The sequence below is a fragment of the Shimia aestuarii genome (assembly GCF_900114635.1).
Lineage (GTDB): Bacteria > Pseudomonadota > Alphaproteobacteria > Rhodobacterales > Rhodobacteraceae > Shimia > Shimia aestuarii.
Genome location: NZ_FOTQ01000005.1, coordinates 147,775 through 163,635 on the forward strand (window position 1 = coordinate 147,775; position 15,861 = coordinate 163,635).

Genomic DNA, 15,861 nt, shown 5'->3' on the forward strand with positions numbered 1-15,861 from the left:
ATCATGTTGGAAATAGAAGAACGGCCCGCCAATTGTCTCAGCAGGGAATGCAGCAGATAATAATGGTGCGTGCAGTCTTCATGATCCCACCCTTAAGACCAGAGAGACCGCCCGGTCAAGATCAAAGACGCCAAAGGCTTGACCCGGGCACGCGCCCACAGGCACTGTCCCACAATGAGCCGTGATACCATCAATACCATCTGCCGCGCCCTGCCCGGCGCCCAATGGTCCGAGCCCTTTGGCCCGGGCCATGACGTCTGGAAAGTCGGAGACAAGATCTTTGCCGCCATCGGTGCACAAGGCACCGGGGTCTCGGTCAAGACCCCCGACATCGACACCGCGCAAATGCTGATCGACGCCGGGGTCGGCACCAAGGCCCCGTATTTTCATCGCAGCTGGATTCACCTGCCGCTGGATGCCGAGGCCGATGAGCTGGCCCACCGCATCCACGCGTCATATGACACGATCCGGGCCAGCTTGCCGAAAAAGCGCCAGGACGCCCTTCCGCCCCGCGACTGAGCTTCCCGTCCCGGCAGCTTTGACACCGGGACCATCTGGCACACCCCGCCCGACTCATGAACGCAACTGCCCACGGGCAGTTGCCCAAGCATCAGCCGTGCCCGCGTGCGCCGCCCCAAAATCATCCACTCAGTCATAACTGACCACCTCGTATTCCACGTCATCCGGCCCGTCGAAGTAAAACCGGCGCCCCGGCTCGTAATCCGCGTGACTATGCGGCATGTATCCGGCCGCCTTGACACGCGCTTCCACAGTATCGAGATCCTCGACCACCACCCCCACATGGTTCAGCCCTGCCTGATGATGATAGCGCTGCGCCTCGGGCTTCAGCGCCCATGCCGGTGTGTACAACGCAAGATAGCTCTCATCGTCGCCCACATGCACCGTGTACCCGTCATCCTTGGCCGGCCCCTCCCAGCGCACCTTCCAGCCAAACAGGTCCATCAACACCGCCGCATGGCTCTTGGCGTCAGGCACACAGATATTCACATGTTCAAGTTTCATGGCTCGTCCTTTCGATTGCTTTTTCATTCATCCAAGCGTAATCTCTCAAGTTAACTTGAAGTCAAATGTAAATTTTCCATGAAAAACAGTGCATCACGAAAACATGGTCTGAGTATCGGCGACATTTCTGCCCGCACGGGACTCGCCCCGTCGGCCATTCGATTCTACGAGGAACAGGGTCTCGTCCACCCGTTTCGCGCCGACAGTGGCCAGCGTCGTTTCGACCGCGCCGACATCCGGCGCCTGTCTTTCGTCATGATTTCGCAGAACCTCGGCTTTTCGATCGCCGAAATCCGCGCCGCCCTTGAAACGCTCCCGCAGAACCGCACCCCCACCAAGCGCGACTGGGAACGTATCTCGGCCCGCTTCCGCCACCATCTCGACGCCCGGATTGCGCAGATGACCGCGCTCCGGGACAAGCTTGACGGCTGTATCGGCTGTGGCTGCCTCTCCTTGCAGAACTGCAAGCTCTACAACCCTGACGACCGCGCCCGCACCCGTGGCACCGGACCACGCTACCTGATGGGAGACACGCCGCCGCCCCAAACGCCCTGAACAGCCGCCAAAACGCGGCGTCACGTCCCGCCGTACCCTCTTGTCCCTGCGCTTGCGCTTCTGCACCCTCATCCGAAGACTTCCAGACGAGGACCGAGAGCATCATGATGACTTCCCCGGACGAAATCCCCTTCATCCCCTTCGAAAGCTTCGAAGTGGGCCAGGTCCGCCGCTTTGGCGCCTACGAAGTTACGCGGGACGAGATCATCGAGTTCGCCTCGAAATACGACGCGCAATTTTTCCATCTCGATGATGAAAAGGCCAAGTCCTCGCTTTTCGGCGGGCTCTGTGCCAGCGGCTGGCACACCTGTGCCATGACCATGGCCATGATGGTTGAAGACATGGAAACCCGCGGCCGGTCCCTCGGCTCTCCCGGTCTTGACGACCTGCGATGGATGAAGCCGGTCTATCCGGGCGATACGCTCAGCGTCGAGATGACCGTTCTCGCCACGAAACCCTCGCAAAGCCGCCCCGAAATCGGTTTCGTGACAAGCCGCACCATCGTCAGCAACCAGAACGGCGATCAGGTGATGACATTCACCAGCAAGGGTATCTTCCCCCGCAGCACCCCGGGCCACTCTGCAGCTGGCTGACCCCGGCATGACGGGTCGCGATCCGGCCAATCACAAATTCTCATTTGACGAATCCCGGCGCCTCTGCCCCCCTGAGAGCGAACCTCCCTCAATTGTCGGACCCTGAAATGCAGCTTTCCCAGAGAATTACCAACATTACCGGCGGCGGTTCGGACGGCTGGGACGTTTTCTACAAGGCCCGCCGCCTGATCTCCGAAGGCACTTCCGTGACCGAACTGACCATCGGTGAACATGACATTGGCACGGATCCTGCGATCCTCACCGCGATGGATCGGGCAGCCACGGGTGGGCACACGGGCTATGCCATCGTTCCGGGCATCACCTCCCTGCGCAAGGCCGTCGCCGCCCGCATTCAGGACCGCACAGGCGTTGCGACCACCTATCGCAACATCCTGATCACTCCGGGGGGACAGTCGGCGCTATTTGCCGCCCATCTCGCCACCTGCAACGCCGGGGATCGCGCGCTCTTCATCGACCCCTATTACGCCACTTATCCCGGAACCATCCGCAGTGTCGGAGGCATTCCCGTCCCCATCCCGACCCGCGCGCGCGAGGCCTTTTTGCCCCAGTCCGAATCCATCGCGGCAGAAGCGGCCAAGGGCGCCGCGACGCTTCTGATCAATACCCCCAACAACCCGACTGGCACGGTCTATGATCGCGAAACGCTGACCGGGATTGCCGAAACGTCGATCGCGCATGACCTCTGGCTGATTTCGGACGAGGTCTATGACACGCAGATCTGGAACGGACAGCACATCAGCCCCCGCGCCCTGCCCGGCATGGCAGATCGTACGTTGGTCATTGGCTCCATGTCCAAATCCCACGCCATGACAGGAAGCCGGATCGGCTGGATTTGTGCGCCCGAACACGTGGTCGATCATTTGATCAACCTGGCTACACACACCACCTATGGCGTGGCCGGGTTCATTCAGGATGCTGCCGAGTTTGCGCTGGCCCAAGGCGTTGAACTCGAAGAGAAAATCGCCGAGCCATTCCGCCGTCGCCGCGACCTCGCGCAGGCTATCCTTGCGGGGCAGAACACGGTGGGGATGATCCCGTCGCAAGGCGCGATGTACCTCATGCTCGACATCCGCGCGACCGGCCTCTCGGGCGAGGACTTCGCCCATTCCCTGCTTGATGCGCATCACATCGCGGTCATGCCTGGCGAAAGCTTCGGCGCGTCCGCGGCGGGTCATGTCCGCGTCGCGATGACGGTGGATGACTCGCGTTTTGCCGCGTCCCTGCAAACCCTGGTGGACCACGCGATCAGCCTTGCCACCTGACTTCAAGGTCCAAAAACGACATATGTCGTAAACATGTCAGACAACCCGTCGTCGCCTATGCACGCTTCCCCCAAGAGGAGACACGATGCAAGGTGATCGAAGCAAAATTCAACTGGTGATCCTCACCATCGGAGCCGAACGCGGACGTGCCGCGCGCGGACGCCCCAGAACTGCTTTTTAAAAATAAAACAAGCAGTTAAACCGAGGATACCACAAAAAATGACCACCCCAGCCTCCCGCCGTTCCGGCGGACGCTCCGCCCGCCGCGCCGCCCGCGCCGCGCCGCTCGCCGCGAATGTGCGCCCCGTGCGCCCCGGCCTCGAAGGCGGCCAGTACCGCCCCCTGACCGATGCGCAGATGCAGCGCATTCACGAAACCGCTCTGGATGCGCTGGAACAGATCGGCCTCGCCGATGCCCCGCAAAGCGGTATCGACATCATGACCGCCGCAGGCGCGGAACTGGGCGACGATGGCCGATTGCGCTTCCCCCGCGCGCTGGTTGAAGATACGCTCGCAAAAGCCTGTAAAGAAATCACTTTACCCGGGCGGAATCCGGAAAATGATCTCCATCTTTCCGGGCATCGCGTCCATTTCGGAACAGCTGGCGCCGCAGTCCACATGGTTGACGGACTGGGGCGCAATTATCGCGAAAGCACGGTACAGGACCTGCACGATGCGGCGCGCATCTGCGATGTGCTCGACAATATCCATTTCGTTCAGCGCCCAATGGTGGCCCGCGACATCCCCGACAACCGCGAGATGGACCTCAACACCATCTATGCCTGCTGTTCAGGCACCACGAAACACGTAGGCACTTCGTTCACCGATCCCAGCTATGTCGCCGACGCGTTCGAGATGCTGCACATGATTGCGGGCGGAGAAGACGCATGGCGCGCACGGCCCTTTGTCAGCAATTCCAACTGTTTCGTTGTGCCGCCGATGAAATTCGCAACTGAATCCTGCGAGGTGATGGAAGCCTGCATTCGCGGCGGCATGCCCGTGCTTCTGCTCTCGGCGGGCATGTCCGGCGCCACTGCCCCGTCAACCATCGCCGGGGCCATCATGCAAGCCACCGCCGAATGCCTCGCGGGCCTCGTCTATGTCAACGCCATCACGCCCGGTCATCCGGCTATTTTTGGCACCTGGCCCTTTGGCCTCGACCTGCGGACCGGCGCCATGACAGTGGGGTCCGGCGAACAGGCGCTTCTGTCGGCAGGCTGTGCCCAGATGCACAAGTTCTATGGACTGCCCGGTGGCGCGGCAGGCGGTGCATCGGATTCCAAGCTGCCCGACATGCAGGCCGGCTGGGAGCAGATGTGTTCCAACGTCATGGCCGGGCTCTCGGGCCTCAACATGGTCTATGAAGCGGCAGGCATGCATGCCTCGCTTCTGGGTTTCTGCCACGAGTCCCTGATCCTCAGCGACGATCTCATCGGACAGGCCCTGCGATGTGTGCGCGGCATCGAAGTGGATGACGACACCCTTGCACTCGATCAGGTTCGCGCCGTCTGCATGGGCGGGCCCGGGCATTACCTCGGCACGGATGCCACTTTGGGGCGCATGCAAAAAGATCATGTTTATCCATCTCTTGCGGACCGAACCTCACCCAAAGAATGGGCAGAGAAGGACAAACCCGACCTAATCGCCAAGGCCACGGCTCGCAAGGAACAGATCCTGTCCGAAGCGTCGGCCGCGTGCTTCCCGGAAGATATTGATCGTGCCCTGCGCGACCGGTTCAACATTCACCTGCCCAGAAAATGATGTCAGGCCGGGCATGTCCTCGCATGCCCGGCCCAACTGGACCCCGATCTTGGGATAAGGGTGGGCGACCGGGGCGCCAATCGAATTACCCGTCCGAGGACGGCAGCAGGCCCGCCTTCACCGCCGCTTCGTACTCCGCTTCGGACAAGGCGCCATCTGCGTCGGCATCAATCTCGGCGAACACCGACTCGGTGATCTCAGGATACATCGCCTTGACTTCTTCCATGCTCAACACGCCGTTACCGTCTGCATCCGCGCCCATAGCAACTGCCAGAACGGGAAGCGAAGCCCCGGCCAAAGTCATCAATACGGTCATCGCAATACGTTTCATTTCAGGTTCTCCTGTTTTCAATCATGTCTTGTTTTCGGATCGAAAACGCCGCTGTGGCGCCTTCACTAGGTAGGACACTGCAAACGCGGTTTGCGTTCCTCAACAGGTTGGGCCCGACGGCAACCGGCCAAAACCCGCCATTTTCAGCCAGACCTATGGGCAAGCGATTGCCCAAAAAGCCCCTCGTCCGGCCACCGGCGGAAAACCCCCATCTTTTCAATGGGTTCCAACGCGTCATGTTGCGCCGCAACAATATCAAGCTTCGGAGCACCACCCCATGGACAGCCGCCTATCCCCAAATATCCCGGCCCAGATCGCCCAACTCAGGCCCAAGCTCGAGCAGCGCGCGCGCCGCTTTGGTCCGGATTCAGAGGATCTCGTTCAGGAAACCATGCTGCGCCTGTGCGCGCACCTGTCCGAGGACCGCGACATCCGCGATCTCGAAGCCTACGCCATGACCACCCTGCGCAACCTCACCCGGTCCCGCTGGCGACGACAGGTCGAAACCGAAGAACTTGAGGATCACATGTCCATTACCGAAACCGATGCCAGTGATCTGCTTGCGATCAAGGAAACACTCGCCGCCATCGACGCCCTGTCCGAAAATCACGCATCTCTTCTGCGCCTCGTGCGGGATGGCATCGAAAGCCCGCAGGAGATCGCCATGCTGACCGGGTTGCCCCTTGGCACCGTGAACTCCCGTCTGGCCCGCGCCCGCGCACGGCTGCGCGATCTGACCGACGCATAAAAAATGGGGGGCGTCCCGCCCCCCAGTTTCGCCATTCAGGCTCACTCTATATACCGCTCGATGTTTTTTGCCTGCGGCCTGAATGTCGTCGAGGCGAGCGCACCCGCCCCGTGTCTCTGTGTTTCGTCGGGGGCCGGAGCCCCCTACCCAAGGTTCCCCCCCGGGATCTCTTTCTAAGAAGGCATAAGTGCGACTGCCAGAGTTAGCCATGCAACGAATTGCTGACCTGCAAGCCATCTCCCCAACCCACTTCGCTTTAGTCTGTCAACAGCATCCTGAGTGCCGCTGGCAGTCGCCAGTTCTTCTCTAGCATTCTTCAGAAGTTCCTTCGTTTCTTGATGACTCTCAAGTTTCGACACCAGTTTCTCAACTCGCGAAGTCAACGTTGTTTCCGAAACTTCCAGTTCGGAAATCGTGTCCAACTTGAACGCAGTTATTGCCTCAACTACACTGACGGAACGCATTGCCAGCCTGCCTACATCTTTTGCGTCCACACCAGTTTCGAAGCCGTCAATGTGCACATCCGAAAAGCTGGCACTGCCAACGTTTCTCATTTTTATCCCGCTACTCATTGTTGGACTCCTTCAGCTGCACCCGCTGGTTGCCCCGCAAGTGTTGCATTTCATGCAGGTGCCGTTGCGCACCAGCGTGTAGTTTCCGCAGTCACCACAGGGATCGCCCTCATAGCCCTGCATCTTGGCCTTTGTGCGCGCATCCATGCTGACCGAGCCGCTTGCCACGGCGGTCGTGGTTGTGCTCATCGCCGCCACCGTTCCCGTAGCCGTCGCCGTTTCGGGCACCAATGTCTGCAGGGTTGCCACCGGATCGGCCACTCCGCCAAGAACCGCGCCACCGGCGCCGCCACCATTCAGCACCACCAGTTCCTGCGGCAGACGCTTGCGCAGATAACCCGTCGACGAGATCTGTTTGAGCACCTCCAGCGACCGCGACGCCGCGCTCTCGCTCAGCTCGCTGACATTTGAAACACCCTCTTCCTCACCACGGCCCAAGTCATCAAAGGTCGTGCCTTCGGGCTTGATATGGGCAAGGTCTGTCCGGTCGAGATAGCTCACGGCCAGTTCGCGGAAGATATAGTCAAGGATAGAGGTCGCATTCTTGATGCTGTCATTGCCCTGAACCATGCCTGCCGGTTCGAACTTGGTGAAGGTGAACGCATCCACGAACTCCTCCAGTGGCACGCCATACTGAAGACCAACCGACACCGCGATGGCAAAGTTGTTCATCATGGCGCGGAACCCGGCGCCCTCTTTATGCATGTCGATAAAGATTTCGCCCAGGCTGCCGTCCGAGTATTCCCCGGTCCGCAGATAGACCTTGTGGCCGCCCACAATGGCTTTCTGGGTGTACCCCTTGCGGCGTTCGGGCATTTTCTCGCGGCCACGGGCCACTTCCTTAACCACGATTTTCTCGATGATCTTCTCGGCCAGAACAGCGGCCTTCTCTGTCATCGAGCCGCTTTCCAGCACCTCTGCCGCCTCGTCGTCATCCTCGACCAGCGCCGCCGCCAGCGGCTGGCTCAGCTTCGAGCCATCGCGATAAAGCGCGTTCGCCTTGATGCCCAGCGACCACGAAAGCTCATAGGCCTTCTGGCAGTCTTCGATGGTGGCATCGTTGGGCATGTTGATCGTCTTGCTGATCGCACCTGAAATGAACGACTGGGCCGCGGCCATCATGGTGATATGGCTTTCAACACTCAGATAACGTTTGCCTTTTTTCCCGCAAGGGTTGGCACAGTCAAAGATGTGATAGTGCTCTTCCTTGAGGAACGGCGCGCCTTCTAGGGTCATCGTGCCGCAAACATGGTCGTTCGCCGCTTCGATATCCGCGCGGGAATAGCCCAGCGACGCCAATAGATCAAAGCTTGGATCGTTCAGCTTCTCGCTGGGGATGCCCAGCACATTGGTGCAGAACTCTTCGCCCAGCGTCCACTGGTTGAACACGAAGCGAATATCAAAGGCCGAGCCCAGCGACGCTTCGATCTTGTCGATCTCGTTCTGGCCAAAGCCATGCCCGATCAGCGACGTGTGGTTGATCCCCGGCGCATTGCCGATGCTGCCATGACCCACCGCATAAGACACGATTTCCTCGATCTGGCTCGACGAATAGCCAAGGTTCTCAAGCGCCGCAGGCACCGAGCGGTTGATGATCTTGAAGTATCCGCCACCAGCCAGCTTCTTGAACTTGACCAGCGCAAAGTCCGGCTCGATCCCGGTGGTGTCACAATCCATGACCAGACCAATCGTGCCGGTCGGCGCGATCACCGAGGTCTGTGCGTTGCGATAGCCATGTTTCTCACCAAGGCTCAACGCCTCGTCCCACGCGGATTGCGCAAGCGCCACCAGCTTCTGATCCGGGCAGTTGCCATGATCCAGCGCCACCGGCTTGACTGCGAGGTCTTCGTAGCCTTCTGTTTTGCCATAGGCCGCGTTACGGTGGTTGCGGATCACCCGCAGCATATGACCGCTGTTACGGGCATAGCCATCAAACGCGCCCAGCTCGCTCGCCATCTCGGCACTTGTCGCATAGGCCACACCGGTCATGATCGCGGTCAGCGCCCCAGCCATCGCCCGGCCCTCGTCGCTGTCATAGCCATAGCCCATGTTCATCAGCAGCCCGCCAATATTGGCATAACCAAGACCCAGCGTGCGGAAGTCATAGCTGAGCTGCGCGATCTCTTTCGACGGGAACTGTGCCATCGTCACCGAGATCTCCAGAGTGACGGTCCACAGACGCGTTGCGTGGATGTAATCCTCGGCCTGGAACTCGCCGTCTTTCAGGAACGAAAGCAGGTTCATCGAAGCAAGGTTACAGGCCGTATCATCAAGGAACATGTATTCCGAACACGGGTTCGAGCCGCGGATCTCTCCATCTTCCGGGCAGGTGTGCCATGCGTTCACGGTGTCATGGTACTGGATGCCGGGGTCGGCACAGGCCCATGCCGCATGGCCCACGTCTTCCCAAAGTTTGCGCGCCTTGATGGTCTTGGCCACGGTACCGTCGGTGCGACGGATCAGCTCCCAATCGGCATCCTCTTCGACGGCCTTTAGAAAGGCGTCGGTGACGCGGATCGAGTTGTTCGAGTTCTGGCCCGACACAGACGCATAGGCTTCACTGTCCCAATCGGTGTCATAGGTCGGGAATTCGATGCTGGCATAACCCTGCTTGGCGTAATCTAGCACCCGCTTGACATAAGTCTCGGGGATCATGGATTTTTTCGCGTCGCGAATGGCCGCCTTCAGCCCTTCGTTCACCTTTGGATCATAGGCATCCGCCTCGGCGCCGTCCCATGCCTTGATCGCTGCGAAAATGCCGTTGAGCTTCTGCTCGTGCATCTTCGAACCGGCCACGATGCTCGCAACCTTCTGCTCTTCCTTGACCTTCCAGTTGATATATTCCTCGATATCGGGGTGGTCCGCATCAACGATCACCATCTTGGCCGCGCGACGCGTGGTGCCGCCCGACTTGATCGCGCCTGCCGCCCGATCACCGATCTTGAGGAATCCCATCAGGCCCGACGACTTGCCACCGCCCGAAAGCGATTCCCCGTCCGCCCGCAGCGACGAGAAGTTGGTGCCGGTACCAGATCCATATTTAAACAGACGCGCCTCGCGGACCCACAGGTCCATGATGCCGCCATCACCCACCAGATCGTCGGCAACCGACTGGATAAAGCAGGCATGGGGCTGCGGATGCTCATAGGCCGATTTCGACTTGGTCAGCTTGCCGGTCTTGTAATCCACATAATAGTGACCCTGCCCCGGTCCATCGATGCCATAGGCCCAATGCAGGCCGGTGTTGAACCACTGCGGGCTGTTCGGCGCCGCCCGCTGTGTCGCGAGCATATAACGCATCTCATCAAAATAGGCGCGCGCATCCTCTTCCGTCGAGAAATAACCGCCTTTCCATCCCCAGTAGGTCCAAGCACCGGCCAGACGGTCGAAAACCTGCTTCGCGCTGGTTTCGCCGCCTATCTCGGTGTTGTCATTTGCGGGTACCGAGCGCCACAGGAACTCTGGAACACCCTTTTCGCGCACCTTCTTCATGGAAGCTGGAACGCCAGCCTTGCGGAAATATTTCTGCGCAATCACGTCGCTGGCCACCTGGCTCCAGCTTGCCGGAACTTCAACCTCATCCAGACGGAACACGATCGTACCATCGGGATTCCGAATCTCGGATTCCGTCGTCACGAAATCCAGCTCCGCGTATGCGTCCTGCCCTGCCTTGGTAAATCTTCTTTCGATTTTCATCGCTGCCTCACGTCCCAGCTTAGTGTCCCCATCCACGCGTCTTGCGCGCGCCATTGATGCGGTCCCCAAGCGGGTCGAATAAGCGACAAGTATCCCCGAGCGCCCCATCACGAGATGTGTCGCTTTCTTTGTCCCGGCCAAGCGGAATGTAAGTGCTGTCTGTCCCTATCCGGCCCCACCCCACTATATCTAGTGGCTCTCCGGAACCGCCCCCACAACCTGACGTATTCACCCCTAATGGGTCAACGGATTTATTTACCGATTTTTGAGATTTTGGCTGTTGACCTGTTCGGCCTTTCTTGACCCATCGGGTCCGGTTTCCGATTCCAAAGGTTAACATCCACAGCCCCGGGTTCAGGCAGTATTTCAACCACCCCGGAGAAGCTGTTGGAACCTAACCAAAAATCCGGATGAGGCCTGACCCGGCCGTAGATATCCACAACATCTGGGGATAACTGCGCGTGTCACACAACATATATGTCACAGAGATGTTTTCGTCACAATCACTGCCTACGAAGCGGGCGATTCGCGCGCCGCGTCGGATGTTTTTTCATGATGTGAATGAACTGGTCGGGACGGCAAGATTCGAACTTGCGACCCCCTGTACCCAAAACAGGTGCGCTACCAGACTGCGCTACGCCCCGGACCGTGGCGCTGTTTAGCCAAGCCGCGCCGGATTGAAAAGCCTAAAAAGCGCTCCGCGGAAAACAGCGCGAGGTTTCAGCCTGCCCCACCTTCCCCATGCCTCGGATCAAAGGAGGCACGCCTCAACAAGGCCATTTCGCGATGCTCTGGATCATGGCCGGGTGGCGCATTTCACTCCCTACCGAAATCCCCAGCGCTTTTGCCAGCCCACCGTTGATCTCCAACACGTATCGCACCGCCCTGCCCCCCGGAATCGGGGTTTCGTCCAGTGGAACGGCATCGTGGTGAATATGGCTGATGACCCCGAACTGGTCGACGAACAGCATATCAAGCGGGATCAGCGTGTTCCGCATCCAGAACGACACCGGTCCGGTTTCTTCGTAGACGAAAAGCATCCCGGCGCTTCGCGGCAGCCTTTCACGGTACATCAGACCGATCGCCCGCGCCCGTTCGGTATCGGCAACCTCGACATTGAAGCGCGCCTGCCCCCAGTCACCGCGAATCTCCAGAGATGTCGGCGTGCAGGCACCCTCGGCCAAAACTGGCGAGACTGACCACAGGGTCAGCATCGCCACCAGCCCAACCAAGGTACGCCGCAGCATCAATCGTCCAGCGAAACCGCGTTTTCCCACGCAAGCACTTCTGTCGCCATACGGCCACGCTTGCCGTCGATCACCCGCAATGCCAGTGCCTCGCCCGGTTGCAGATCGGCCAATCCCGAACGCCGCAATACTTCGATGTGAAGGAAAATGTCCTCGGATCTGCCGAATACATTGGCAAAGCCAAAGCCCTTGCCTTTGTCGAACCACTTCACCCGCGCCGGTTCGAGCGGCGCGGCGCGAATGGACTCTTCGTCCATTTCCTGAAAATCCGTCAGCGGAACGGTGGTCTGGTGCATTGGCGGATCGATGCGGAACACTTCCACCGCCTGCACACCCCGCTCGGTCTCCTGCACCGAGATTTCGATCCGCGCGGAATCCGCGACCGAGCTTTGCCCGTAATTCCGCAACACGTTCGCGTGCAGCAGAATATCCGGGCCTCCTGTTTCGGCCACGACGAATCCAAATCCCTTTACCGGATCGAACCACTTAACCTCACCAACGATTCTCGTGGCGCCTTTTTCTGCTTGCGCCAAAGTCTCAACCTTAGTCATTTATCATCCCCATGATGGGGCGGACTCTGGGGCATTCACCTGCCCGCTGCAAGGTCAAAACGCACCTTGTTTCAAGGCTTTGCAATTCACGTCACGTGAATGTCAGGGGTTCAGCCGGTGAATTTCCCACGCATTTTCAGAGGTTTCGCGGCGCCAGCGGAACCGGTCATGCAGACGAAACGCACCGTCCGCCCAGAACTCGATTTCCAGCGGTGTGATCCGAAAGCCACCCCAAAACGGCGGACGTTTTGGATTGGGGCCGTGCCTGGCTGTTACTTTCGCCACTTCCGCCATCAGTTCTGTGCGCGATCCCAGCGGCTGCGACTGGTTCGAGGCCCAGGCCCCGAGTCGGCTCTTGAGCGAACGCGAGGCATAATACGAATCCGCCTGCGGCCCGTCCTCCCGCGTGACCACACCGCGCACCCGGATCTGGCGGCGCAGCGATTTCCAGTGCATCACGAAGGCCGCCTTGCCCGCCGCCTCGATTTCCTGCGCCTTTGCGCTGCCGTAATTGGTGTAAAAGACAAAGGCCGCGTCCTCGATATCCTTCAAGAGCACCATGCGCGCATTGGGCAGACCATCCTTGTCGACCGTGGACAACGCAATGGCGTTCGGATCGTTAACCTCGCTCTTTTCTGCCTCGTCCAGCCAGGCGCGTGCGATGACAAAAGGGTCGTCCCCTGCAAAAATCCCGGTTCTGTCGCTCATGTCTTTCTCCAACGCCTGAGGTGTTTTGCGCGCCATTCATGCCCGCTCCTGCCCTTGATGCAACAGTTTCTATCGCCTAAAGGGGTCCAACAAGGAATTGGGACGGAGTGGACGGGATGTCAAATCAACTGATGGCGGGCAAGCGCGGCCTGATCATGGGACTGGCCAATGACAAGTCGATTGCCTGGGGCATCGCACAGGCCTGCGCAGATGCCGGGGCGGAGCTTGCCTTCACCTATCTGGGGGACGCTTTTAAGAAACGCGCCGAACCTCTGGCCCAGCGGCTCGGCTCAGATACCCTGATTGACTGCGACGTCTCGGACCCGGCCTCGATCGACGCGGCCTTTGCCGAGATCGAAGCGAAATGGGGCAGGCTCGACTTCATCGTGCATGCCATCGGTTTTTCCGACAAGAACGAGCTGCGCGGCCGTTACCTTGAAACCTCGCGTGACAACTTCCTGATGACCATGGATGTGTCGGTCTACTCCTTCACGGCGGTGATGCAGCGCGCCGAAAAACTGATGAAGGACGGCGGCAGCGCCCTGACCCTCACCTATTACGGTGCTGAACAGGTCATGCCACATTACAATGTCATGGGCGTGGCCAAGGCCGCGCTGGAAGCGTCGGTCAAATACCTGGCCGAAGACCTTGGCAAGGACGGCATCCGAGTCAACGCCATTTCCGCCGGCCCGATCAAGACACTGGCTGCCTCGGGAATCGGCGATTTCCGCTATATCCTGAAATGGAACGAGCTGAACTCGCCGCTGCGCCGCAACGTGACCATCGAGGACGTGGGCAAATCGGCCCTCTATCTGCTGTCGGAACTGGGCAGCGGCACCACGGGCGAAAACCTGCATGTGGATGCCGGCTATCACGTCGTCGGAATGAAAGCTGTCGATGCGCCCGATATCGACGTCGCAACCGGGAGAAAATGAGATGAGTGAACGTCTGCCCCATGAAAAAGGCTTCCACATCAGCTGGGACCAGATTCACCGCGACAGCCGCGCCTTGGCTTGGCGTCTGGACGGGCAAGGCCCGGATGACGGCGCATGGAAGGCCGTGGTCGCCATCACCCGCGGCGGCATGGCGCCTGCGATGATCGTCAGCCGCGAACTGGACATCCGCACTGTCGACACGGTCAGCGTGAAATCCTATCACCACCAGAGCCAGGGCGAAGCCATCGTTCTTAAAGCCCCGGACAAGGACATGATGGGCGACGGCACTGGCATCCTGATCATCGACGATCTGGTGGATTCGGGCAAAACTCTCGAGCTGGTGCGCAAGCTTTATCCCAAAGCGCATTTTGCCACCGTCTATGCCAAACCCAAGGGCCGCCCCATGGTGGATACCTTCATCACCGAGGTTTCGCAGGACACGTGGATTTTCTTCCCGTGGGACATGGCGCTGCAATATGTCGAACCCTATCGCGGCACCGACTGAGGGCTGCGCGTGTCGCACGGGCAGGACACCTGCGGCGCGAGTATTTTTGGCAAAATGAAGACAGGGGGAATTGCCCCTTTCGCGGGCGGCCACTAGGGTCGCCCGTAGTCGTTTGAGTGAGGTGCTCCCATGTCCCTGCCCCGTACAGCCACAACATTTGCGCCCCCGGTGATGGAGGCGCGCCGCTGGTTGGAAGGCGTGGCTTTCACGGACGCCAAACCGCTGATCAATGTCAGCCAGGCCGCACCGGTCGATCCTCCCCCTGAAAGCCTGCGCCAGCATATTGCCGATACGGCGCTCAATGTGGCAGACGCCCATCTTTATGGCCCCGTTCTGGGCCTCCCGGACCTGCGTGCGGAAGTGGCGGCGCAGTGGTCGCACGCCTATGGCGGCGAGATTGCATCGTCGCAGGTGGCGATCACATCGGGTTGCAACCAGGCCTTTTGCGCTGCGATCACCGCGCTTTGCAGTGAAGGCGATGAAGTCATCCTGCCAACCCCATGGTATTTCAATCATAAAATGTGGCTCGATATGAGCGGTGTGCGGGCGGTGCCATTGGCGACCGACGCAGCACTCTTGCCCGACCCAGAGCGCGCGGCGGCGCTGATCACCGAGCGCACGCGGGCGATCGTGCTGGTCACGCCGAACAACCCGGGGGGCGTGGAATACCCGTCGGACCTTGTACGCGCCTTTTACGCGCTGGCGCAGACACGCGGTCTCAAGCTGATCGTGGACGAGACTTATCGCGATTTCGACGCCCGCACCGGGGCCCCGCATGACCTTTTTGCCGTTCCCGACTGGAGCGGCACCCTTATCCAGCTCTATTCCTTTTCCAAGGCATACAGGCTGACCGGGCATCGCGTGGGTGCCATGGTTGCGCATCCGGTTCTTCTGGCGCAGGTCGAGAAGTTTCTCGATACCGTCACCATCTGCCCCAACCAGTTGGGGCAACACGCCGCGCTATGGGGCATGCGCAATCTTGGTCAGTGGCTTGCCGGCGAGCGCGACGAGATCCTCGACCGGCGCGCCGCGATTGCCGACAACATGCCCCGACTTGCCGACAAAGGCTGGCGCCTGATGGGGGCCGGCGCCTATTTCGCTTACGTTTCGCACCCGTTCGATATGCCGTCCGACCAATTGGCACAGGCGCTGGTGCGCGATCATCACGTGCTGTGTCTGCCCGGCACCATGTTCATGCCCGCCGACGATCCGGCAGGCGCATCCCAGTTGCGGATCGCCTTTGCCAATGTCGACCGACAGGGCATTTCGACCCTGTTCGACCGGCTGGCGCAAGTCTCCTGCTAAGCTGCCTCTTGCCCCCCTCTCAGCAACCGCGTAGACATCCGCGCAACC

At 59.9% G+C, this 15,861-nt stretch carries 16 protein-coding genes and 1 tRNA gene; 9 read left to right on the plus strand and 8 right to left on the minus strand.

Annotation, left to right across the window (positions count from 1 at the left end; all coding sequences use genetic code 11):
- Window positions 1–174 precede the first annotated feature (174 nt).
- Window positions 175–519, plus strand: a complete 345-nt coding sequence (locus tag BMZ35_RS13190; protein ID WP_093094323.1) for an MmcQ/YjbR family DNA-binding protein — start codon at window positions 175–177, stop codon at window positions 517–519.
- Between the two features lie 129 nt (window positions 520–648).
- Here BMZ35_RS13190 and BMZ35_RS13195 read toward each other — a convergent pair whose 3' ends face one another.
- Complete coding sequence (locus BMZ35_RS13195; protein WP_093094324.1) at window positions 649–1,023, minus strand: VOC family protein; 375 nt, start codon at window positions 1,021–1,023, stop codon at window positions 649–651.
- A gap of 78 nt (window positions 1,024–1,101) precedes the next feature.
- Here BMZ35_RS13195 and soxR point away from each other — a divergent pair, with 78 nt between their 5' ends.
- From soxR to BMZ35_RS13215, 4 genes are all read left to right on the plus strand, one after another.
- On the plus strand, window positions 1,102–1,578 hold the full coding sequence (gene soxR, locus BMZ35_RS13200) for a redox-sensitive transcriptional activator SoxR (protein WP_093094325.1): 477 nt from the start codon (window positions 1,102–1,104) through the stop codon (window positions 1,576–1,578).
- Window positions 1,579–1,682: 104 nt separating this feature from the next.
- The gene (locus BMZ35_RS13205) at window positions 1,683–2,171 is read left to right on the plus strand and encodes a MaoC family dehydratase (protein WP_207502972.1); all 489 of its coding nucleotides are present in this window, start codon (window positions 1,683–1,685) and stop codon (window positions 2,169–2,171) included.
- 107 nt (window positions 2,172–2,278) lie between these two features.
- Complete coding sequence (locus BMZ35_RS13210) at window positions 2,279–3,454, plus strand: pyridoxal phosphate-dependent aminotransferase (protein ID WP_093094326.1); 1,176 nt, start codon at window positions 2,279–2,281, stop codon at window positions 3,452–3,454.
- Window positions 3,455–3,673: 219 nt separating this feature from the next.
- A complete protein-coding gene (locus tag BMZ35_RS13215; protein WP_207502974.1) occupies window positions 3,674–5,215 on the plus strand; it encodes a trimethylamine methyltransferase family protein in 1,542 nt (513 codons plus the stop codon).
- Between the two features lie 85 nt (window positions 5,216–5,300).
- On the opposite strand, the gene BMZ35_RS13220 is transcribed toward BMZ35_RS13215, so the two are convergent.
- On the minus strand, window positions 5,301–5,546 hold the full coding sequence (locus BMZ35_RS13220) for an EF-hand domain-containing protein (protein WP_093094328.1): 246 nt from the start codon (window positions 5,544–5,546) through the stop codon (window positions 5,301–5,303).
- 277 nt (window positions 5,547–5,823) lie between these two features.
- Between BMZ35_RS13220 and BMZ35_RS13225 the strand changes: the two genes are divergently transcribed.
- Window positions 5,824–6,294: an RNA polymerase sigma factor gene (locus tag BMZ35_RS13225; RefSeq protein WP_093094329.1), complete on the plus strand. Its 471-nt coding sequence runs from the start codon at window positions 5,824–5,826 to the stop codon at window positions 6,292–6,294.
- A 173-nt stretch (window positions 6,295–6,467) separates the two neighbouring features.
- Here the strand turns inward: BMZ35_RS13225 and BMZ35_RS13230 are convergent, their stop codons facing one another.
- From BMZ35_RS13230 to pdxH, 6 genes are all read right to left on the minus strand, one after another.
- The gene (locus BMZ35_RS13230; RefSeq protein WP_093094330.1) at window positions 6,468–6,866 is read right to left on the minus strand and encodes a hypothetical protein; all 399 of its coding nucleotides are present in this window, start codon (window positions 6,864–6,866) and stop codon (window positions 6,468–6,470) included.
- A gap of 12 nt (window positions 6,867–6,878) precedes the next feature.
- Window positions 6,879–10,562 (minus strand): vitamin B12-dependent ribonucleotide reductase, encoded by a 3,684-nt coding sequence (locus BMZ35_RS13235; protein WP_093094331.1) that lies wholly within the window; start codon window positions 10,560–10,562, stop codon window positions 6,879–6,881.
- A gap of 567 nt (window positions 10,563–11,129) precedes the next feature.
- Window positions 11,130–11,206: transfer RNA gene (locus tag BMZ35_RS13240), tRNA-Pro, on the minus strand.
- Window positions 11,207–11,329: 123 nt separating this feature from the next.
- Complete coding sequence (locus BMZ35_RS13245; protein ID WP_093094332.1) at window positions 11,330–11,809, minus strand: DUF192 domain-containing protein; 480 nt, start codon at window positions 11,807–11,809, stop codon at window positions 11,330–11,332.
- On the minus strand, window positions 11,809–12,360 hold the full coding sequence (locus tag BMZ35_RS13250; RefSeq protein WP_093094333.1) for a cold-shock protein: 552 nt from the start codon (window positions 12,358–12,360) through the stop codon (window positions 11,809–11,811). The genes BMZ35_RS13245 and BMZ35_RS13250 overlap by 1 nt, the downstream gene beginning before the upstream one ends.
- Window positions 12,361–12,462: 102 nt before the next feature.
- Window positions 12,463–13,068: a pyridoxamine 5'-phosphate oxidase gene (gene pdxH, locus BMZ35_RS13255; RefSeq protein ID WP_093094471.1), complete on the minus strand. Its 606-nt coding sequence runs from the start codon at window positions 13,066–13,068 to the stop codon at window positions 12,463–12,465.
- 116 nt (window positions 13,069–13,184) lie between these two features.
- Between pdxH and fabI the strand changes: the two genes are divergently transcribed.
- The 3 genes from fabI to BMZ35_RS13270 all read left to right on the plus strand — a co-directional run bounded on the left by fabI (window position 13,185) and on the right by BMZ35_RS13270 (window position 15,813).
- Complete coding sequence (fabI, locus tag BMZ35_RS13260) at window positions 13,185–14,003, plus strand: enoyl-ACP reductase FabI (RefSeq protein WP_093094334.1); 819 nt, start codon at window positions 13,185–13,187, stop codon at window positions 14,001–14,003.
- Between the two features lies 1 nt (window position 14,004).
- Window positions 14,005–14,508 carry a xanthine phosphoribosyltransferase gene (gene gpt, locus BMZ35_RS13265; protein ID WP_093094335.1) on the plus strand — a complete coding sequence of 168 codons (504 nt, stop codon included), beginning with the start codon at window positions 14,005–14,007 and terminating at the stop codon, window positions 14,506–14,508.
- A 129-nt stretch (window positions 14,509–14,637) separates the two neighbouring features.
- Window positions 14,638–15,813 carry an aminotransferase gene (locus tag BMZ35_RS13270; protein ID WP_093094336.1) on the plus strand — a complete coding sequence of 392 codons (1,176 nt, stop codon included), beginning with the start codon at window positions 14,638–14,640 and terminating at the stop codon, window positions 15,811–15,813.
- Window positions 15,814–15,861 lie beyond the last annotated feature (48 nt).